19 protein-coding genes are annotated in these 20984 nt (G+C 54.2%); 11 read left to right on the forward strand and 8 right to left on the reverse strand.

Going from position 1 to position 20984, the window contains the following annotated elements:
* Positions 1 to 130 precede the first annotated feature (130 nt).
* Positions 131 to 577, forward strand: a complete 447-nt coding sequence (locus tag JOE21_RS00360; protein WP_309860877.1) for an Rrf2 family transcriptional regulator — start codon at positions 131 to 133, stop codon at positions 575 to 577.
* 341 nt (positions 578 to 918) lie between these two features.
* Here JOE21_RS00360 and JOE21_RS00365 read toward each other — a convergent pair whose 3' ends face one another.
* Positions 919 to 1377 (reverse strand): CBS domain-containing protein, encoded by a 459-nt coding sequence (locus JOE21_RS00365; RefSeq protein ID WP_309860881.1) that lies wholly within the window; start codon positions 1375 to 1377, stop codon positions 919 to 921.
* A 200-nt stretch (positions 1378 to 1577) separates the two neighbouring features.
* Between JOE21_RS00365 and JOE21_RS00370 the strand changes: the two genes are divergently transcribed.
* Together JOE21_RS00370 and JOE21_RS00375 are read left to right on the forward strand one after the other, a co-directional pair.
* The gene (locus tag JOE21_RS00370) at positions 1578 to 2429 is read left to right on the forward strand and encodes a YitT family protein (RefSeq protein ID WP_309860883.1); all 852 of its coding nucleotides are present in this window, start codon (positions 1578 to 1580) and stop codon (positions 2427 to 2429) included.
* 95 nt (positions 2430 to 2524) lie between these two features.
* The gene (locus JOE21_RS00375; protein WP_309860886.1) at positions 2525 to 3430 is read left to right on the forward strand and encodes an aminoglycoside phosphotransferase family protein; all 906 of its coding nucleotides are present in this window, start codon (positions 2525 to 2527) and stop codon (positions 3428 to 3430) included.
* Between the two features lie 19 nt (positions 3431 to 3449).
* Here the strand turns inward: JOE21_RS00375 and JOE21_RS00380 are convergent, their stop codons facing one another.
* Positions 3450 to 5111, reverse strand: coding sequence for a PucR family transcriptional regulator (locus JOE21_RS00380; protein WP_309860889.1), 1662 nt, complete (start codon positions 5109 to 5111; stop codon positions 3450 to 3452).
* Positions 5112 to 5354: 243 nt separating this feature from the next.
* Between JOE21_RS00380 and JOE21_RS00385 the strand changes: the two genes are divergently transcribed.
* The 5 genes from JOE21_RS00385 (at position 5355) to JOE21_RS00405 (ending at position 11732) form a co-directional block, all read left to right on the forward strand.
* Positions 5355 to 6575, forward strand: coding sequence for a M24 family metallopeptidase (locus JOE21_RS00385; RefSeq protein WP_309860892.1), 1221 nt, complete (start codon positions 5355 to 5357; stop codon positions 6573 to 6575).
* Between the two features lie 45 nt (positions 6576 to 6620).
* Positions 6621 to 7832 carry a cystathionine gamma-synthase family protein gene (locus tag JOE21_RS00390; RefSeq protein WP_309860896.1) on the forward strand — a complete coding sequence of 404 codons (1212 nt, stop codon included), beginning with the start codon at positions 6621 to 6623 and terminating at the stop codon, positions 7830 to 7832.
* Positions 7833 to 8007: 175 nt separating this feature from the next.
* Positions 8008 to 9222 carry a M20 metallopeptidase family protein gene (locus tag JOE21_RS00395; RefSeq protein ID WP_309860898.1) on the forward strand — a complete coding sequence of 405 codons (1215 nt, stop codon included), beginning with the start codon at positions 8008 to 8010 and terminating at the stop codon, positions 9220 to 9222.
* A complete protein-coding gene (locus tag JOE21_RS00400; protein ID WP_309860900.1) occupies positions 9222 to 10262 on the forward strand; it encodes a homoserine dehydrogenase in 1041 nt (346 codons plus the stop codon). Before JOE21_RS00395 ends, JOE21_RS00400 begins: the two co-directional genes overlap by 1 nt.
* Positions 10263 to 10289: 27 nt before the next feature.
* On the forward strand, positions 10290 to 11732 hold the full coding sequence (locus JOE21_RS00405) for an aldehyde dehydrogenase family protein (RefSeq protein WP_309860902.1): 1443 nt from the start codon (positions 10290 to 10292) through the stop codon (positions 11730 to 11732).
* Between the two features lie 8 nt (positions 11733 to 11740).
* Here the strand turns inward: JOE21_RS00405 and JOE21_RS00410 are convergent, their stop codons facing one another.
* The 5 genes from JOE21_RS00410 to JOE21_RS00430 all read right to left on the reverse strand — a co-directional run bounded on the left by JOE21_RS00410 (position 11741) and on the right by JOE21_RS00430 (position 13880).
* Entirely contained in the window at positions 11741 to 12241 is a 501-nt protein-coding gene (locus JOE21_RS00410) for a methylated-DNA--[protein]-cysteine S-methyltransferase (protein WP_309860904.1), read from the reverse strand.
* 12 nt (positions 12242 to 12253) lie between these two features.
* Positions 12254 to 12805, reverse strand: a complete 552-nt coding sequence (locus JOE21_RS00415) for a bifunctional transcriptional activator/DNA repair enzyme AdaA (RefSeq protein ID WP_309860907.1) — start codon at positions 12803 to 12805, stop codon at positions 12254 to 12256.
* Positions 12806 to 12982: 177 nt separating this feature from the next.
* Entirely contained in the window at positions 12983 to 13435 is a 453-nt protein-coding gene (locus JOE21_RS00420) for a ferritin-like domain-containing protein (protein ID WP_309860909.1), read from the reverse strand.
* A 103-nt stretch (positions 13436 to 13538) separates the two neighbouring features.
* Positions 13539 to 13679, reverse strand: a complete 141-nt coding sequence (locus JOE21_RS00425) for a hypothetical protein (protein WP_309860912.1) — start codon at positions 13677 to 13679, stop codon at positions 13539 to 13541.
* A 15-nt stretch (positions 13680 to 13694) separates the two neighbouring features.
* Entirely contained in the window at positions 13695 to 13880 is a 186-nt protein-coding gene (locus JOE21_RS00430) for a hypothetical protein (RefSeq protein WP_309860915.1), read from the reverse strand.
* A gap of 115 nt (positions 13881 to 13995) precedes the next feature.
* On the opposite strand from JOE21_RS00430, the gene JOE21_RS00435 reads away from it, so the two are divergent.
* Both JOE21_RS00435 and JOE21_RS00440 read left to right on the forward strand, forming a co-directional pair.
* Positions 13996 to 14625, forward strand: coding sequence for a LysE family translocator (locus JOE21_RS00435; RefSeq protein ID WP_309860917.1), 630 nt, complete (start codon positions 13996 to 13998; stop codon positions 14623 to 14625).
* Between the two features lie 213 nt (positions 14626 to 14838).
* Complete coding sequence (locus JOE21_RS00440; RefSeq protein ID WP_309860919.1) at positions 14839 to 14985, forward strand: hypothetical protein; 147 nt, start codon at positions 14839 to 14841, stop codon at positions 14983 to 14985.
* A 319-nt stretch (positions 14986 to 15304) separates the two neighbouring features.
* On the opposite strand, the gene gltC is transcribed toward JOE21_RS00440, so the two are convergent.
* Positions 15305 to 16210 (reverse strand): glutamate biosynthesis transcriptional regulator GltC, encoded by a 906-nt coding sequence (gene gltC, locus JOE21_RS00445; RefSeq protein ID WP_309860922.1) that lies wholly within the window; start codon positions 16208 to 16210, stop codon positions 15305 to 15307.
* Between the two features lie 180 nt (positions 16211 to 16390).
* On the opposite strand from gltC, the gene gltB reads away from it, so the two are divergent.
* Positions 16391 to 20983 carry a glutamate synthase large subunit gene (gltB, locus tag JOE21_RS00450; RefSeq protein WP_309860924.1) on the forward strand — a complete coding sequence of 1531 codons (4593 nt, stop codon included), beginning with the start codon at positions 16391 to 16393 and terminating at the stop codon, positions 20981 to 20983.
* Position 20984: the final 1 nt, after the last annotated feature.

The raw sequence follows: 20984 nt of genomic DNA on the forward strand, positions 1-20984 counted from the left end.
GAAGAATAATGAAAGGAAAATCCCGTTATACCGATCCTTATCAGGGGTCGGTTTTTTATTGGACGGAGACAAACCGGTGAATATTAGACGAATTAGGGTGTTTTCTATATACTGGTGATAGGTGATAATCATGAGGATCAACACGCGATTTTCTGTTGCGGTGCACATTTTGTCCCTTTTGGAAATGGATAAAAACAATCATTGCACTTCCGACTGGATTGCGGGAAGCGTCAATACCCATCCCGTGGTCATCAGAAGGATGCTGGGCATGTTGAAAAAGAAAGGGTTGGTAGGCGTACACTCTGGAAAGGGTGGGGCTTATCTAAAAAAACCGCTGGCACAGATCACCTTGCTGGATGTTTATCGTGCTGTGGAAGTGGTGGATAATGGACTGTTCCATATACACGAGAATCCTAACCCTGCATGTCCGGTGGGTGCCAATATCCAGAGCGTGGTTGAAATACTGTTTCAGCAGGCGCAAGACGCGATGGAGTCGGTCTTATCCAAAGTGACAATGGAACAAGTAGTTAAAGATTTGGCCTGCAAAATCGAGTCAAACAGGCCAACGGATCACTAGAAAAAGCACCCCTTAACCGGGTGCTTTTTCGTCGGCGTTCACTTAAAAACAAACCAAAGCGAAGATTGTGGCGATCACCAACAGGAAGATCAGCAGTCGGCGCAGTCCAAAGCCAACGAAACTGGACATAACCCAATCCCTCCTTTTCTGACAACATAGTATGTGGATTTGATGAATTTGTTAGGGGGAATTGTCCTGACCAGAGGAAAAAATGTGAATGTCTAGTGGAACGTTTTCGTCCCACAGCGAAATAGAAGGGCGCATCGCCGGGAACCACGCGCTCTATAACCGATCAACCACTTTTTACAGAGAGATCTTCTCCAATCAAACAACCGGGCGGGTTATATCCGCCCGGTTGTTTGATCGGAGATGTGCCGCATGATTTCAAAAACATTCAGATCCCCGATCACTACTCCCTGTCGGTCGACTACTGGCAATTCCTCCAATCGATTGATGATCATATATTGTAAGCCCACTTCAAGGGAATCCTCCAAGGTGACCGAGGGCGTGTTGTGCATCATCATGCCGGCTGTTAATTTTTGGGGATTACACTCCGACAACTCTCTCAGGGAGGGGGACAAATTGACTTGGTCTGCGTTTGCGGTTTTGATGGCAACAAGTTTTAAAAAACGCCATATCGTAATGCATCCCTGCAGTTGGTTTTGTTCATTGACAACGTATATACTCCGGTGAATGGGATGCAATTCTTCGAATACTTCCTGAATCTTGTGGAAAGGAGTCGTTATAGGGAGAATGTTCGCCTGTTTGGTGACAGTTTGATAAACCGCTTTCACTTTCACCGGCAGCCGCTCCTTTTTAATCTATTTTTAGTCTGAAATTCTCTCTGGAATTGTTAGACTATAATAACTTATTACCCATTATGACACAAGAATCAACCCGGATAGAAGACATTTCCAAATGATTCCCCCGATTGTGGCTATCGAATTCGGATTCCCCCACCGTCGTGATACAATAAAGGCAGGAAAGAGAGGAGATAGGAATGAGCAAATTTTGGGACTATCTGGCTCTCACGATCGGTTCCATTATTGTTGCAGCGGGTCTGGAGCTGATTTTGGCCCCGAACGGTTTGGTGGATGGGGGCGTGACCGCGCTGGCTATTATTGCTTACAACGTAGCGGGAATTCCCATCTGGGTGGTCTTTTTGGGGTTGAATCTCATCATTCTTCTCTGTACGGCCAGGGATACCGGTCGAAAGTTTGTCATCCGCACGCTGTACGCCAATGGAGTGACCACAATCGGGTTGATTCTATTTGAACCCGTTCCGGCAATCACCAGCTCGGAAGTATTAATCGTTCTGTATGGAGGTCTGCTATTGGGACTGGGCATCGGGCTGGTCGTCAAAGTCGGCGGGGCGATCGACGGAACAGAGATGTTGGCGATTTGGTTCAAACGGCATCACCATATTCCCATTAGCACTTTTTTGTTGGCGATTAACGCGTTGATTTTTACCGGGGCAGCGTTTGTATTCGGCTTGGAGAAAGCGATGTTCTCCCTTGCAGTCTTTTATATTGTAATGAAAATGATTGATTTCGTACTGGATGGGTTGAATCAGGCCAAATCCGTGACGATTATCTCGGATCAACCGGATGAAATTGGACAGCACCTGATTGAGGAGCTGGATGTGACGCTTACCTACCTGAAAGGGGAGGGCGGCTATTCCGGAGAGGAACGGAAAATTATTTACTGCATCATTGATCGCTTACGGTACGGGAAACTAAAAGAGGCGGTGTTGGAAATCGACCCCTCAGCAGTTTTGGAAGCCTCTTACGTTTCGGAAACGGCAGGGGTGAAATATAAAAAGCTGTTTCCGTATCCTTCAAAACGATCGTGAAAGGACTGACAGCCGGAGGAGGAATCGCCGGCTTTTTTTCATGGGGCTTGGTGACGATATTTGGAACGGAAACGCGAAAAGGAGAGATCAATCGTATGTTTTCATTGCCGGATTCTTTTAAAAAAACCATCAAACAGGTGCATGGTAGTAAAGGGGAGGAGTGGCTGGCCGCTTTCCATAACCGGCTCCGGGATTGTGCGGATCGCTGGTCGATTCAGGTGTCTGACGAGCCCTTTCCCCTTTCCTATCACTTCGTCGTTCCGGCGATGCGGGCCGATGGAGAACGGATGGTGTTGAAGCTGGGGGTACCCGACCGGGAGTGGATGTTTGCGATGAAGATGCTGAACCTGGTTGACGGAGAAGGAATGGTTCGGCTATATGAGGCAGATCCCGAACAGGGGGCGATGCTGCTGGAGCGATTGGAACCGGGCGATCCCTTGTCCATCGTCCGGGACGAAGAAGAAGCAGCAGGGATCGCGTCAGAGGTGATGCGGCGGTTGTGGGTGCCGGAACCATCGGATTGCCTTTTTCCCCATGTGGCGGACTGGGCAGAAGGGTTGAAACGGTTGCGCCGTCATTTTACAGGGGGAACCGGTCCGTTTTCCCGTCATCTGGTAGAGGCGGCGGAGCGGCTGGTTCCGGAGTTGTTGGGTTCTGTCACCCGTCCATTGTTATTGCACGGGGATCTGCATCATTACAATATCCTGTTGGCGGGAAAAGGAGAGTGGAAAGCCATCGATCCCAAGGGGGTGGTCGGTGAGGCCGAATTTGAACCGGCCGTCTACCTGAGAAACCGGATGGAATGTTCCTCCCATCCCATGCGTGCGTTGACCATCGCTTTAGACGTGTTTGCGGAGAGACTGGGAATACAGCGGGACCGCATGTTGGCATGGGGGTTGTTTCAATCGGTCTTATCCGCCTGGTGGCATGTAGAAGGCGGCACGGGAGGACGGGACCGTGCGATGGAATGTGCGGAGTGTTTTTACCGAGCCATACGTTGACGGAGACATTTGCTGTCTACTATTTTTTTCCGGACCAGAGCTTGATGCTCAACTGTAGCAGAAATAAATCGTCGGGATTCATAAGAGAGCGTCCGGTGAGGGATTCGATTTTGCGCAGGCGGTAGAGAAGGGATTGCCGGTGAAGGTTTAGTTCTCGGGCGGTCTGGCTTACATTGCAGTGATTGCGCAAATAGGAGGTGAAGGTTTCGATTAGATCGATCCCCCTCAACTGGCTGTAGTCCAAAAGGCGGCTCATGGCGGACCATGTGATCTCCCGCATGTCCGGGTGTTCCGACAGATGTTCCAGCGCACGGTAGAGGCCCGTATCAAAATGGAAATTGCGGTAACCGGAACCTTTATGGCGCCTTCCGATATTCAATGCGGCCCGGGCGTCTTGGTAACTGGCGCGAAAGGTGTGCACCCCGGCCCGCTTTTCCCCGATCCCCCAGGAGACGACAAATTCCGGAAATTGTTCATGGAGGCGCCCTTCCAATATATCGAGAAACGACTGGACGGTATCGACGACCCGATCCATGGGAACTTCCAGGTAGATGACGAGTTGATCGGGCTGGCGGCTGGTCATGATTTGGCGGTGTACCGCCTTGCCCGCATAAACCACTTCATCCATCATTTCCGGTAAGGGAGGGCTTCCCGTACGCTCCTCTTGGCCGATTTTTTGTTCCGCTTCCCCGAGGATGCAGACGTATGGACAGCTGGTGTCGTAACCCAAAGCTTTTCCCCGCGTTTCAATCGTCTCCTCGGTGGTAATTTCCCCTTTGGCCAGACTCCATACGAAGTCGCTTTTCAGTCGTGTCTCTGTTTCCACGGCCACATTTTCCTGCAAAAAACAGAAAGCGGACGCGGTGGCCGCATGGTCCAGATAGATTTGTTCTTCCCGATTGAGCGGTTCCTCTCCATCCGCTACTTTCGGCAATAGGAGAAAAAGGGAACCCTGCTGTTTTCTCGCCGACCAGATGGGGATCTCAATCAAGGTGTTCTCCGGCAATTCTACCCTTTTCCATTCCCCTTGCGAATAATTGTGGAACGCGCTTTGGATCCGGTAGGGGTGAGCGATGGAACGGTGGATTTCCCTCATTTGCTCCCGCCAGAAACGGAGGAGGCGCTGTGCAGCGGGGCTGCTTCCCTTGATCTCCCCTTTCCGGTCGACGAATAAAACGGGATAGCCCATTTTTCGCTGAATCACGCTGGCCAGCTTGGTCAGGTTGCTTCCCTGCAGGATCATTTGGAGCAATTCTTTCTGGGTTTCCTGGGAGAAGAAAGCCATATCATCCTGTCGATGGTCCAATTCCCGTAAGACGATTTGCATAATATCCGCAAATCGGGTTTGCCAGGGGATTTCGATCAGAGGCATGTTTTGCCGGTCGGCCAACTGAATCACATCATCGGGGATTTTCCGGATGTGGCGACCGGTGGCAAGTGCCAGGCAGGCGGCGTCCGAGTCGATCAACGCTTGTACGAAGTTGCGGAAATGGACGGGATCGTGGCCGCAGCCCACCGCAGTACTTAACACCCACTCGTTTCGGCGAACAAAGTTTTCGACGGGCACTTCCATCACGGAAATCGATTCCACGGGGTTTTGCAGCGAATGCTCCCCGGAGGTTCGGATGATTGCCCCATGCATGATGTCCAGTTGTAACACATCTCTGACGGTTAGGGGCATGAAAGCTTCACCTCGCTTGGTGGGGCCAAAGGCCCTTTTTCTGATGGTATCAAAAAATCGGCAAGGGGCGTATCCTGTTCTTCTTAGAAAACAGGGGGGTTAGCGGACAATTGTACAACAGAAAATGGTTCGTTCGCTATTTTGATGAAAAGGAGACCCTTCTCTTTATACAATATTGCAATTGTTCCGATTATGATGCATTGCGTAAAATGACGGTAGAACGGATCAGGGGGGGTGGGCGTAATGAATGATTTGCCCTTCTCGATGATGGAATATGCTGAGCGAATCCATCAGACCAAAAAGCGCATGGAAGCGGAGGGGGTGGAGGTACTCCTGCTGACGGACCCCGCCAACATGCATTATTTGTCCGGATATGACGGGTGGTCTTTTTATGTGCCTCAAATGCTGGTGGTGATCTTGGAAGAGGAACAACCGATCTGGATCGGCCGGAAACAGGATGCCAACGGCGCCCGTTTGACCACCTGGCTCCATCCGGACCATCTGATTCCTTACCCTGACGATTACGTGCAATCCACACACAAGCATCCGATGGATTTTGTTGCCGATAGTCTGACTCAGATCGGTCAATGGGACAGACGAACAGGAGTGGAAATGGATTCCTACTACTTTACGGCCCAAGCGTATGAGCGACTGAGAAGAAGGATGCCCAATGCCCGCTTCCAGGATTGCACACTTCTGGTCAACCGCGTCCGGATGGTGAAGTCCGATCAGGAGATTCAGTATATGCGCAAAGCGGCCCGGATCGCGGAACGGGCGATGCATGCAGGGCTGGAAGCGATCGCTCCCGGTGTTCGTGAGTGCGATGTGGCCGCCCAAATCGTTCATGCCCAAATGAGCGGCACACCGGAATTCGGAGGGGACTACCCGGCGATCGTTCCGCTATTGCCTTCGGATGAGAAGACATCCACCCCACATCTCACCTGGACGGATCGACCATACAAACAGGGGGATACGGTGTTGTTGGAACTGGCGGGATGTTATCGGCGCTATCATGCACCGATGGCCCGGACCGCTGTGATTGGATCCCCTTCCAACCTGGTGCGGGATTTGGCGGAAGTGGTAATCGAAGGCCTCAACATCACCCTGGATGCTGTCAAGCCCGGAATCACCTGTGAAGAGGTGGAACGGGTGTGGCGGAACTCGATCGAACGGAAGGGATGGTTGAAGGAGTCCCGTCTCGGTTATTCCGTCGGGTTGAACTATCCGCCCGATTGGGGGGAGCATACAGCCAGTCTGCGTGCCGGCGACCGTACGGTTTTGCAGCCCAATATGACGTTTCACATGATTCCGGGAATGTGGTTTGACTCCTACGGTGTGGAGTTGAGTGAAACATTCCTTGTGACGGAAAACGGATGTGAAGTGCTGGCCACGTTCCCGCGGGAGATCTTCCAATGTCCCTTTGGTTCCGGGATGGTTCACCCGTTGGGGGAAAGCGGGGCTTAGGGGGATACAGACCCACGGCTGTTACGATGAAAAGGAGTGGTATGCATGGCAAAACGAGTGGATGAAGCCTCCATCGGTACCCGTTCCGTTTGGGGAGGGGAAGAGGAATCGCTCATGCAGGGGTCCACACAAGTGCCCGTGGTACACAGCGTCTCCTTTGGTTATTCGGACATCGACAGCTGGCATGAGGTGGCGTTGGGCAAGAAAAGGGGGCATATCTACGGCCGCAACACCAATCCCACGGTGGAAGTGTTTGAAGAAAAAGTGCGCCTGTTGGAAGGGGCGGAAGCCGCCACCAGCTTCTCCACCGGCATGGCGGCGATCAGCAATGTGTTGTTTACGTTTCTCTCCCCGGGAGATCGGGTGGTTTCCATCAAAGACACCTATGGAGGTACCAATAAGATTTTCCTTGAATTCCTGCCGCGGTTTCAGGTGGAGGTCCAGCTGTGCGATACCCACGACCATCAAGCCATGGAAGAGAGAATAGCCCGCGGTTGCCGGGTCCTTTACCTGGAAACGCCCACCAATCCGACATTGAAAATAGTAGATCTTGCACGGCTGATTCAGGCCGCCCATCGGGTGGGAGCGATTGTCATCGTGGATAACACCTTCGCTACTCCGATCAATCAGAACCCGCTCCAATGGGGGGCGGATTTGGTTATCCACAGTGCCACCAAGTTCTTGGGCGGTCATGCCGATGCATTGGGAGGGGTGGTTGCCGGATCCAAACACCTGGTGAAGCAGGTATACCATTACCGGGAAATCAACGGGGCGACGTTGGACCCCATGTCGGCATACTTGTTGCTCAGAGGGATGAAGACACTTCATCTTCGCATTCGCCAGCAGAATCAAAGCGCCATGGCCATAGCGCAGTTTTTGGAGAATCATCCCGGTGTGGACGGGGTTTATTATCCGGGTTTGTCCTCCCATATTCATCATGGGATCGCCAAAAAACAGATGAAGGGATTTGGAGGCGTGCTCAGCTTTTCGTTGAAGGGAGGCCTGGAAGCGGTGCGCCGTTTCCTGCCTCGGCTCCGCCATGCGCACCTGGCAGCCAACCTGGGATCGGTGGAAACGGTGGCCGGCCCACCGCGAACGACCAGCCATGTGGAGTGTTCCGAAGAAGAGCGGCGGGCGATGGGGATTCCGGAAGGGTTGATCCGATACTCGGTCGGGGTGGAGGAGACGGAAGACCTTCTCCGCGACCTGGAACAGGCATTGCAAGCGGCCAGCAGTGCGGAAATGAAATCATCCTGACGCAAGTGTGACTAGGATCTGTCTGGTAATTACAATTTTCCGCGTAAATGAGGGAGGGTCGGTGTAGTCTTTGATTTGCCTTTGCGCTTTTTGCAACGAAACGAAGACGGCTACACCGACCCGGGAAGCCGCCTAACTCATTGTTCAGACGCCTGAAAGGAGAGGGGGGATCGCATTGCTGGCGATACGGGAGTGGGCGGATCGGGCCTGGAAGATACAGCCGCAATTGATTCAATGGCGCAGACACCTTCACCAGTACCCGGAACTCAGCTTTCAGGAGTTCCAGACGGCGAAATGGGTAGCCGACCAATTGCGCCGAACTCCCGGGGTCCAGGTGCAGACAGAAGTGGGAGGCACCGGTGTGGTGGGTACCTTGGCTTTCGGACCCGGTCCCCATATTGCTCTTCGAGCCGATATGGATGCGCTCCCGATCCTGGAATCTGAGGATCGTCCCTACCGCTCCCGGACCCCCGGAGTGATGCATGCTTGCGGCCATGATGCCCATACGGCGATGCTGCTGGGTGCCGCCCGTCTGTTGGCGGAAACGGCCGCTGCAGGGGAAGTGAAAGGGACGGTTCGGTTTTTGTTTCAGCCGGCAGAAGAGAACAGCGGCCCGGACGGGTTGACCGGGGCACCGCGGATGATTGCGGACGGGGCTTTGGATGGAGTGGAACGGATTTTGGCTCTTCATGTGGACCCGGAGCTGCCGGTGGGATCCTTTCGGGTGAATGACGGCTTTACCATGGCCAGTGTGGATACGTTTACCGGTACGCTGATTGGAACAGGGGGACACGGCGCTTATCCGGATCGGGGGGTGGATCCGACCTGGATCTTGCTACCGGTGTTGCAAGTCTTGCATGGTATTACAGCCCGAAGGGTTTCACCCTTGGAGCCGGCGGTAATCAGTATCGGCCGGATTCATGCCGGAATGGCCAGCAATATCATCCCCGCGGAAGTGGAGCTGGAGGGAACGATCCGGTGTCGCAGTCCCGAGCTCCGGGAACGGTTAATTGCCGAAGTGGAAGGGGCGTTTTCCCTTGCGTCTTCTCTGGGAGGGGATTATCGGTTCCGAGTGGTTCGCGGGGAGCCGGCGCTTCAAAATGATCCTGAAGTAAATCGGCAAATTATCGCTGCCATCCGCAAGGTGGTTCCCGATGGTGTGATCCAGGCCGGCCCTCACGGTTTGGGAGCGGAAGATTTCAGCCATATGGTGGAGAAGGTGCCGGGAGCCATGTTTTTTCTCGGATGCGCAGAATCCGGCGGGGTTCGGAGGGAATTGCACACGCCCACTTTTGATCTCGACGAGCAGTGTTTATCCCTGGGTGCGGTTATTTTGGCAGAGACGGCGAAGCGCCTGTTGTGCGCTGCTTCAACAGGGGAGGGAAGATGATGACGCATCGGCTGGCACTGATCGGGTTTGGAACCGTGGGCCAGGCATTGACGGAAATCTTGCAGGATAAAAAGGAAGAACTGCTTATGGGCGAGGGGCTGGATGTGCAAATCACGGCGGTGGCGGATCCGATCAAAGGTTGTTTATATCATCCGGAGGGGTTGGATACAGGTGAATTGCTCCGACAAGTGGAGGAGAGGGGGAATCTGGACCAATACCCCGATTCGCCGGGGTTGGAGCGTGGATGGGACAGTTTTCGGACCATCCGGGAGAGCAACGCGGACACCGTGATCGAAGTTTCCTACACGGACGGGAAAACGGGACAGCCGGCCATCGACCATTGTAAAGCGGCGTTTGAAAGCGGCAAAAACGTGGTCATGACCAACAAGGGTCCCGTTGCCCTGGCTTATCGGGAATTGTCCCTGCTGGCGGAGTGCCACGGAGTCCGGTGGGGATTTGAAGGCACCGTGATGAGCGGGACACCTACGCTGCGGCTGGCCCGTTCCGCGTTGAGGGGAAATGAGATTACCCGTATACGAGGCATTTTCAATGGAACCACCAACTTTATTCTGGCACGGATGGAAGATGGAATCCCTTTTGGGGAGGCATTGGTGGAAGCACAGAAACAGGGAATCGCAGAGGCGGATCCCACCAGTGACATGGATGGGACCGATGTGCTGTTCAAAGTATTGATTTTGTCCCAGGTGGTTCTGGGAGTTCCGCTGGATCGGGATCAGGTGGAGTGCCGGGGAATTCGCAGCCTGTCCGGAACAGAAGTGCAGCGCGCCCGGCAAGGGGGAAAACGGTGGAAGCTGTTGGGTCAACTTCAGCGAGAGGGAAAGCGGGTGACTGCATCCGTGCAGCCGGTATTACTGCCTTTGTCCGACCCGCTGGCTGGAGTGACGGGTACGATGAACGCCGTCACCTATCAATGTGATTTGGCGGGTCCAGTGACACTGGTGGGAGCGGGAGCTGGCCGGAAAGAAACCGGCTATGCTTTGTTGAGCGATTTGCTCCACATGGTGAAGGGGCATCCCTAGGCGAGTCCGATGAGAGGGGGATTTGCAATGGAATTGGAAGCGATGGAACAACATCTGGTAAGGCAAGAACCGATCTCCAAGCGAAAAAGGTGGATCGAGGTCCGGGATCCGCAGGATCATTCCCTGATTGAAACCATTCCTGCGGCAGATCAGCGACAGATGGAGACGGTGATTGAAAAAGCGGCGGAGGGTGCCCGTATTGCCGCCGCCCTGCCGGTGTATGAACGTGCCGCCATCCTGGGGCGGGCGGCCGATCTCATCCAATCCCGCTTGGAATCCTTCGCGGTGACCATCGCCCGGGAAGGCAGCAAAACGATACGGGAGGCGCGGAAGGAAGCGGGGCGGTGTGTGGAAACCCTTCGTCTGAGTGCGGAAGAAGCCCGCCGGATCCATGGGGAAACCATTCCTTTTGATCAAGTGGCCGGCAACGGGGACCGGGTTGGCTACTTTACCCGTTTTCCCGTCGGGTTAATCGGTGCCATCACTCCCTTCAACGATCCACTCAACTTGGTGGCGCACAAGGTGGGGCCCGCCATCGCCGCGGGAAATGCCATGGTGTTGAAACCCGCCAGCCTAACCCCCTTGAGTGCGTTAAAGCTGGAAGCGATATTGGAGGAAGCGGGCTTGCCGAAACAAGTGTTCCAGGTGGTGACCGGGTATGGCGGGGAGATCGGAGATGTGCTGGTCCGGCACCCGGCGGTGCGGATGCTGTCTTTTACAGGGGGAACGGAAGCTGGAGAGGCGATCACCCGCAAAGCCGGGTTGAAAAAAATCAGCATGGAATTAGGTTCCAATTCGCCGGTGCTGGTGCTGCGGGATGCGGATCTGGATGAAGCGGTGGCATCGTCGGTTTCCGGCGCATTCTGGGCGGCAGGACAAAATTGCTTGGGTGTCCAGCGCATCTTGATCGAAGATCCGGTGTATGAGGCGTTTGTGGAGCGATTCGTGAAACGGGCTCGTTCCTACCGGGTGGGAGATAAGTTGTCCGAGGAGACGGACATGGGACCGATGATCACGGAAAAAGAAGCGATTCGGGTGGAGCGATGGGTGCAGGAAGCGGTAGATCGAGGCGCCGAGGTGCTGTGTGGCGGGGAGCGAAACGGATGTTTTTTTACTCCCACCGTGTTGATCGATGTGCCGCCCGATTGTCGGATCGTTTGTGAAGAAGTGTTTGGGCCGGTCGTCTCCTTATACCGGGTGGATTCTCTGGAGGGTGCCATCCGGGAAGCCAACCGGTACGATTACGGTTTACAGGTTGGGGTGTTTACCAAAGATATAGAAAAAGCCTTTGAAGTGATTCGCCGGACGGAAGCCGGCGGGGTGATGATCAACGACAGCAGCGATTTTCGGATTGACGCCATGCCTTTCGGCGGTGTGAAATCCTCGGGTCTGGGAAGGGAAGGAGTCAAATATGCCATCCAGGAGATGACGGAGACGAAAGTGGTCTGTTTCCGACTCGGGCTCGGCTAAGAATAACTTCAACCCGATTCCAGCAGGAGCAGTTGTTTCTTTAGCGCCATCCCTCCGCGATAACCGACCAATCGGCCGTCTTTGCCCACGACTCGATGGCAGGGAATGACGATCGGAACGGGGTTTTGCCTGTTGGCGGCTCCCACGGCACGAACGGCTCTCGGACGGCCGATCGCGGCAGCTACATCGGAATAACTGCGGGTGGCCCCATGGGGGATGGTTAATAATTCCCGCCAAACGGCTCGTTGGAACGGCGTTCCTTTAAGATCGACGGAAAAAGTGAATGCGGTTCGTGACCCGTTTAAATACTCTTCCAGCTGCATCCAATAAGGGTGCAGCGCTTTTTTGTCCTCCACCAAGGAGGCGCCGTCGGTGTGTCGATTCACCCAAAGTTCCAACGTGTGATAGGGTTCTCCCGGAAGCGACAGGTGGCAAAGGCCGCGGGGAGTGGCGGCCAGGTGGAAAGACTGTTCTCCATGAGAAAAGTGGAACCAGTGGATGGTTTCCATATGATTTCCTCCTCATCCTGAATGAATGGAACCCGCTCGGTAAGCGGTGGGAGTTTGGCCTACTTGTCGCCGAAAGACGGCGGAAAAGTGAGAGGGGGTGGCAAACCCCGTTTCCTGTGCGATTTGCGTGATGGTTTTGTCGGTGGTAAGCAGCTGGTTTCGGGCGACGGAAAGCCGCTTGCACAGAAGAGCTTGAGCGGGTGTCATTCCAGTCCATCGTTTAAAGGTGCGATGGAGGTGATACGGATTGATCCGGATTTCCCCAGCCACTTTCTTTAAGCTCAACGGTTCCGCATAGCGTGACGCGATCAAGCGGTGAACCTCGCGGACGAGGTCTTTTCCGACTTCCCAGTCGGGGTTGTCGGGCTGGCATCGCTTGCAGGGGCGAAACCCTTCCCGGATCGCGGCAGTAGGAGATCCGAATATCCGGACATGCTCTTTTTTGGGTGTTCGTGATTGACACGAGGGTTTACAAAAAATGGACGTCGTGACGACACCATAGAAAAACTGTCCGTCATAGGAAGAATCGGATGTGAGAATAGCTTGCCATTGATACGCTTCCATCACTGGCTCCCCTTTTCTGTTCATTGTAACCAACCTTGCCCCTGCTGGGCAGAGGAGAAAAATGAGAAGTCAATCGTTGGATAGCGGGGAGGGGGGACGTTCTTCCTGTGGAAGACTGTTTTCCCTCCTAAAAAAAACAACACCTTCCGACAGGAAGGCGTTCAAGGTAGGAGCGGATTAGCCTTTGCAGCCGCAACTCTTTTTTGTCAGGAAGTACAAAAACCAAACCGCATGGTGCTGTTCATCAGCGGCGGCCCGTAGAAATTCATTCCGGATCGCAGGATCCGTTGCTTGATAAGCGATGTCCAGGTAAAAGTCCGTTGTCTCCTGTTCATCCTTAAAGGCAAATTCCAGTCCTTCTCTGTACTGCTGGGGACAGGGTTCCGTGATGGACGGATGGTGTTGTCGACCGGTTAATCGCATGTAAATGGCAGAAAAGGCTTGATAGTGGCGCACTTCATCCTGCCGGATTTCTAAAATCTGCTTCCGTTCCTCTTCGGTAGGTGCGATGCTTGCCAGATAACCGTAACAGGCGATGGCGCTGTATTGACCATCGATCGCCTTGGCGATTTTATCAGCCAGCCCGATGTCCCGTTTTCGTTGAAGGATGGAGTGAGGAATAGAGTACAAGGCAGATTCCTCCCCTGGGGTTGCTCGGGACAGTATATGTGCGGATCACGGGCGGTGTACCTGTTTACAGGATGGTTACCGGGATCCAAGCCGGCCGTTGGTGCTATCTCCACATTTCCATCCATAAGGCACCTGCCGCTGTCACCGTCACGGCGATGACGATCCAGACAACCATCCGTTTTAAGTCGGACATTACAATGACCTTCTCATCCATGCCTTTTTGGGCTAATCGTCTTTTTTTCATTGATTTCATCCCCTTTTATACCCGGGGCGAACCGAATTTCGGTTTCCCCCACACGGCCCAGACCTGACCATGGGGGACCACCCGAGTAATGCGGTGGCCGAATCGAATCGTTCCCGGCTGAAACTGCATGGGAGAAAGCCGGGTATAACAGGCGATCTGTTCCCCCTTGAGTTTCCATAGCCATCCTTTGAGCAGTTGCAATTGAATCACCGCTTACAGGATCGACGAAATGGAAGGCGATTATTCCCCTGTTTTCGCATCGGTTGACGGCTGATTTCTCCTGTGGTTGAATCGTTTCAACAGAGGAGGGGCGAACATGGATGGAATGATGATTCTGTCGTTTATCGGTTTGGCGGTGTTGCTGACATTGGCACCCGGTCCGGATATCCTGTTTGTCATTACGCAGAGCATCGCCAGCAGTCGGCAGGCTGGAATCGCCATCGCTCTCGGACTGTGTTCCGGGTTGTTGGTGCACACCGTTTTTGCGGCGGTGGGCGTATCGGCAATCCTGCACCAGTCGGCGACGGCATTCCAGGCGGTCAAAATGGCGGGTGCGGCTTATCTGTTGTTTTTGGCATGGCAATCCTGGCGGACAAGTCGACAGGCTTCCTTGAAAGAAGCGTCCTCAGCTGCGGGGCAGGGGTTTATTGCGTTATACCGTCGGGGGGTTTGGATGAATCTGCTGAATCCCAAGGTATCCCTCTTTTTTCTGGCTTTCTTGCCTCAGTTCATTACGCCCGGGGGAGCACCGGTATCGTTGCAAATGATGGTGTTGGGGCTGCTGTTCCTGGCACAGGCCTTGGCTGTTTTTGTCATGGTGGCATGGTTGGCGCAACGCCTGGGTGCCGCTCTGTTCCGCAACCCGGGGTGGGCGAAGCCCATTGAACGGGTGAAAGCGGGAATCTATGCCTGGTTGGGGATTCGGGTGGCATTATTGGAACAGTAGAGAAAGCGGGCTCCCGGTAGCAATCGCGGATACAGGGAAGCGCTGATTCAATATGAACGGACAGCACAAACAACCGCCGTGGTGTGAACTTGCGGCGGTTGTTTGTGCCAACGGACTAGTCCATTTGTAATATTAATTTAATACTATTGTATTATTATCGAAACGAATATTCTGTATATTCTATATAAATCCGTTTTACAAAGGAGAATCATCATGACTTACATAATCCCAGTGGTGATGCTGTTGCTTTTGTTGCCGATTTGGACATTTAAGGTGGCCGCCGGGTTTTTGGGAATGGTGCAGATGATGGCGGATTTCGAAAGCCGGCAACGGAGAGTCAATCCGGTTTCTTCGAAATAGGAGGTTTACCGATGATCTGAACTCTTCCGGTCAACTGAAACCGGATGGGTCGGACAAGCTTAAGCAATGGATAAACCCATGGTTGGTAACAGCGGTATGATTTTATGTCAATAAAATTGACATAAAAGAGGGTGATGGAAGAGTCAAGGTAAGTGCTTAGCACGCAGGGGAGTACGATAACAAATCCCCTATATAATAAGGAAGAAACTGATTGTTGGCTTTTTTCCCTCAAATGAAGACTCCACTATGAATGTGTTTATTCATGGTGGAGTCTGTTTTTTCATCCTGTCGTGTGAAGGAAATTGACATTTGAAACGGGTTATTCCCGGAATTGGTTTAGGTTGGCGAAGAATTCCTGCAGAAACTCATAAAACAGCTTTTCCGATGGGGGAAGCTCCCGGTTGGTGGGGATGATGACGCCAACGGTGCGGTTCAGTTCCGGTTCGCTTACCGGGATTTTGACGGTACCTCGGGGAACACGGTCCATCAAGGTAATTTCCGGCAGGATAGTGACTCCCAGGCCAGCAGCGACCAATCCTTTGATGGCGTCGATATCCTCACCTTCAAAGGAGATCTGCGGCTCAAATCCCATCTGGTGACAGGCATCTACCACTAGACGATTCAGGACAAATCCGGATGGGAACAGAACGAAGGACTGGTGTTGCAGCTGATCCAAGCGCAGAGCCGGATGATCCGACAAGTCGTGGTTGGAAGGGAGCAGGGCCACCAGTTTTTCCGAGAAAAAGATGTGTCCTTGGTATTCCTTTTCATCTGTAGGGACGGGAGCGATAAAGCTGAGTTCCACCTCCCCTTTGACGACTGAGTCAATCAGCTGCCGGAAGGCTCCCTGCCGTAGTTGAAATCCAATTTGAGGATAGCGCGCCCGAAAAGCGGAGATCACGGTGGGCAGGATGTGGGAGGCGAGACTGCTGGGAAAACCCAGTCGGATCGTTCCCCGTTCAGGGTCCAAGAATTCGTCGATTTCATGTTTGGCTTTTTCAATTTCCCGCACGGATGCTTCGGCATGCTCCAGAAAAATGCGCCCCATCGGGGTGAGGCGTACATTCCGCCCTTCCCGGACAAACAGGCGAACCCCCAATTCCGCTTCCAGGTTGGCGATTTGGCGGCTGACCGCCGATTGGGCCACATGAAGGGCATGAGCCGCTTCTGTCACATGCTCCCGCCGGGCTACCTCGATAAAGTACTGGATTTGTCTCCATTCCATCGCATACCCATCCCATTCATCTCATTTTGAGATCGTTTATATCTTAATTATATATTGTTACTATCAATCGCGGCAATTACAATTAAAACCACCAACTTGATGAGTGAAAACACTGTTGGGGCGGGTGCTGAACACCCGGACTCCGACGGAAGAGACAGAACTTTATGAGAGGTGAGTACCATGGCCCATCACGGGTTTCCACAAAATCAAGGCCTTTACGATCGGGGATTTGAGCATGACGCCTGTGGGGTAGGCTTTGTCGCCAACCTCAGAAAAAGTGCATCCCATGCGATCGTGGAACAAGGATTGGAAATTCTTCGCCGACTGGTGCACCGGGGAGGACAACGGGATCCGGAAACCGGCGATGGGTCCGGAATCATGCTTCAGCTTCCCCACGATTTTTTCCGGAAAGCGAGCAGTCAGTGGGGAGTCGAATTGCCGAAACCTGGCCGTTACGGGGTGGGAATGCTGTTTTTACCCCGAGATCCGAAACAGCGTGCGGCGTGTGAGCGTGAACTGGAGACCATCATCGCGGAAGAGAACAAGCGCCTGTTAGGTTGGCGTGATGTACCGGTGGATGAACAAGCCATCGGGAAAACGGCTCGGGAAAGCCAACCCTTTATCCGGCAGGTGTTTATCGGCGCGGAAGGGGAGTGGGAGAGCTCTCTCGCGTTTGAACGGAAGTTGTATGTGATCCGCAAGCGATTTGAAAAAGCGGTGGGCGATGACGTCTACGTCGTCAGCCTCTCCAGCCGCACGATCGTATACAAAGGGCTGCTGACACCGGGACAGGTGGATGCGTTTTATCTGGATCTGAAGGATCCGTCGTTTAAGTCCGTTTTCTCCATGGTGCACAACCGCTTCAGCACCAATACGTTCCCCAGCTGGGAGCGGGCCCACCCCAACCGCTATTTATTGCATAACGGGGAGATCAACACCTTGCGGGGAAATGTCAACTGGATGCTGGCCAGGGAGAAGATGTTCGCCACGGATGCATTCGGAGAGGATCTAAAGCATGTGCTGCCCGTGATGAACCTGGAAGGAAGCGACTCATCTATCCTGGATAACTGCTTCGAGTTCCTGGCGTTGGCTGGTCGTTCCCTGCCCCACGTGGCCATGATGATGATCCCGGAGCCCTGGGATCAAAACGCACATATGGCCAATCCCCTGCGCAAGGCGTTTTATGAATACCACAGCTGCCTGATGGAGCCCTGGGACGGTCCTACGGCCATCGCCTTCTCCGACGGTCGCCAGATCGGGGCGGTGCTGGATCGGAACGGGCTGCGACCGGCTCGTTACTATGAGACAACCGACGGTACTCTGATCTTTTCGTCCGAAGTGGGGGTCGTGGATGTACCGGCAGATCGGATCGTCCGCAAGGGACGGCTGGAACCGGGCCGGATGCTGCTCGCCGACCTGGAGGATGGCCGCATCGTCGATGACAACGAGTTGAAAGAACGGATCGCCCGGGAACATCCGTACCGCCAGTGGTTGGATGCGCATCTGTTGCCGGTGGATAAACTGCCGGGCCGGATGCCTCAGCCGGAGTTGGATGGCGATGAGCTTCTGCAATTGCAGCAAGCATATGGATACACCTACGAAGAGCTGACCAAAAATCTCGCGCCCATGGTGACGGAAGGAAAAGATCCGATCGGTTCCATGGGGAATGATACGCCCTTGGCGGTGTTGTCTGACCGTCCACAGCTTCTATACAACTATTTTAAACAATCCTTTGCCCAGGTGACCAACCCGCCGATCGACGCCATTCGGGAAGCGTGTGTCACTTCCACCCTGACCAATCTGGGGGCGGAAGGCAACCTGTTGGATCCGCGACCGGAGCATTGCCGCCGTATTCGGTTGGCTACACCGATCATTTCCGATGAAGATTGTGCCAAGTTGCGTGACAATCCCCATAAGGAGTTCCGCTCCCGCACCTTGAGCATCCTGTTTGAGACGGAACAGGGAACAGAGGCGTTGGAACCGGCGCTGGAGGCTTTGTTTAACGAAGCGGACCGGGCGATTGAAGAGGGCTGCACCCTTTTATTCCTGTCGGACCGGGGGATCAACGAAAAACGGGCAGCGATTCCGACGTTGCTGGCGGTGAGCGGGCTGCACCATCACTTGGTGCGAAACGGCACCCGTACCCGTGTCAGCTTGATTGTGGAGTCGGGGGAGCCCCGGGATGTGCATCAGCTAGCCATGTTGCTGGGATACGGTGCGGACGCCATCAACCCCTACCTGGCGTTGGCTACCTTGCGAAACCTGGTGCGGGAAGGGAGTATCGACGGCTTTTCGGAAGAACAGGCAGTCAAGCGATATCTGAAAAGCGCGACCGACGGGATCGTCAAAGTCATGTCCAAGATGGGGATCGCCACCATTCAAAGCTACCGCGGTGCCCAGATTTTTGAGGCAATCGGGGTGGCACGGGAAGTCATCGATCGTTACTTTACCCGGACCACTTCCCAGATCGGGGGAATCGGGCTGGATGTCATTGCCCGGGAAACCTTGATGCGTCATGGGGATGCTTTCCATGGACGGGAGCATCGCGAGTACGGTCTGGAGACGGGAAGCGAGCTTCAATGGCGGCGCAATGGGGAATATCACGCTTTTGATCCCGTCACGATCCACACGTTGCAGCAGGCATGCCGCAAAGAGGATTATGAAACCTTCCGCAAATACTCCCACATGATAGATGAGGAAAACCTGGCGTTTCTGCGGGGGCTGTTGGACTTTGACACCGAGCGGGAGCCGATTCCTCTGGAAGAGGTGGAGTCTGTCGAATCGATCGTCCGCCGCTTCAAAACGGGTGCCATGTCTTATGGGGCCCTGAGTGGGGAAGCCCATGAAGCGTTGGCCATCGCCATGAACCGCCTGGGCGGGAAGAGCAACAGCGGAGAAGGGGGAGAAGACCCGGACCGTTTCACTCCTGATGAAAACGGAGATTTGCGCCGCAGTGCCATTAAACAGGTGGCGTCGGGCCGATTCGGGGTGTCGAGCCATTACCTGGTAAATGCGGATGAAATCCAGATCAAGATGGCACAAGGGGCCAAACCGGGTGAGGGTGGCCAGCTGCCCGGCAACAAGGTGTATCCTTGGATCGCCGATGTGAGGGGGTCCACTCCGGGAGTGGGGCTGATCTCTCCTCCGCCTCACCATGATATTTACTCCATCGAGGATTTGGCTCAGTTGATCCATGATTTAAAAAATGCCAATCCGGACGCCAAAATCAATGTGAAGCTGGTTTCCAAACCGGGAGTGGGCACGATTGCCGCAGGGGTGGCAAAGGGATTGGCTGATGTGATCATGATCAGCGGCTACGAAGGAGGAACCGGTGCCTCCCCGCGGACCAGCATCAAACATGCCGGTTTGCCCTGGGAATTGGGATTAGCGGAGGCTCATCAAACTCTGCTTTTGAACGGTCTGCGTGATCGAGTCACCCTGGAGACCGACGGTAAGATGATGACCGGCCGGGATGTGGTGGTGGCCGCCCTCCTCGGAGCGGAGGAGTACGGGTTTTCGACGGCGCCACTGGTTGTATTGGGTTGTATCATGATGCGTGCCTGTCATCTGGATACCTGTCCGGTGGGAGTGGCTACGCAAAATCCCGAGCTGCGCAACAAGTTCAGGGGCAACCCGGACCATGTGGTGAACTTTATGCGGTTCGCCGCTCAGGAAGTGCGGGAGATTCTGGCCCGGTTGGGCTTCCGCAGCTTGGATGAGATCATCGGACGCAGCGATATCCTGAAGGTGCATGAGCGAGCAAAAACCCATTGGAAAGCGAAGCATCTCGATCTGACCCCGCTTCTTCACCAGCCGGATGTTCCGCTGCAAGTGGGTCAATACGGGAAGAAGATACAGGATCACCATCTGGATGAAGCGCTGGATCGGAGCCGGTTGGTACCCTTGGCTCTCCCTGCGCTGGAACGGAAAGAACCGGTGGAAGCGACGCTTCCGATCCGCAGCACAGATCGGGTGGCCGGAACCCTGTTGGGTAGTGAGGTAACCAAACGTTTTGGGGTCGAAGGATTGCCTGAGGATACCATTCGATTCCACTTTCATGGATCGGCGGGTCAGAGCTTTGGAGCATTCCTGCCGAAAGGGATCACCCTTTCTCTGGAAGGCGATGCCAACGACTATGTGGGTAAAGGACTTTCCGGAGGCAAGATCGCCGTCCGTCCGCCGCGTGTGTCGCCATTCGTCCCGGAGGAGAATGTTGTAATCGGCAATGTGGCCTTTTACGGTGCCACCGCCGGTGAAGCCTACATCCAGGGAATGGCGGGAGAGCGCTTTTGCGTCCGCAACAGCGGCGTCCATGCCGTCGTTGAGGGTGTTGGAGATCACGGCTGTGAATATATGACCGGAGGACGGGTGGTCATCCTGGGGCCGGTGGGCAAAAACTTTGCGGCCGGGATGTCAGGGGGAGTCGCCTACGTGTTGGCGGAAGACTTCGATGCTTTTGCAGACCGCTGCAATCGGGAGCTGGTCTGGTTGGAAGGACTGAAAGACCTGGAGGAAGCGGAATCGGTCCGGGAGCTCGTCCACCGTCACGTGCTTCATACCGGAAGCTCTCACGGGCAGCGGGTGCTGGCCAACTGGGAGTCGTCGGTGCGTCACCTGGTCAAGGTGATTCCGCGGGATTACAAACAAATGCTGGATTCCATCGATCAATTGATTCAGAGCGGCATGGATCGGGAAGAGGCGGTTGCCAAGGCCTTTGAACGAAAGACCAAAGGCGGTCCCTCGTCTCCTTCCCGACAGCCGGTGCTGACGTGAA

Origin of the sequence: Desmospora profundinema (assembly GCF_031454155.1) — a bacterium.
Classification (GTDB): domain Bacteria; phylum Bacillota; class Bacilli; order Thermoactinomycetales; family DSM-45169; genus Desmospora; species Desmospora profundinema.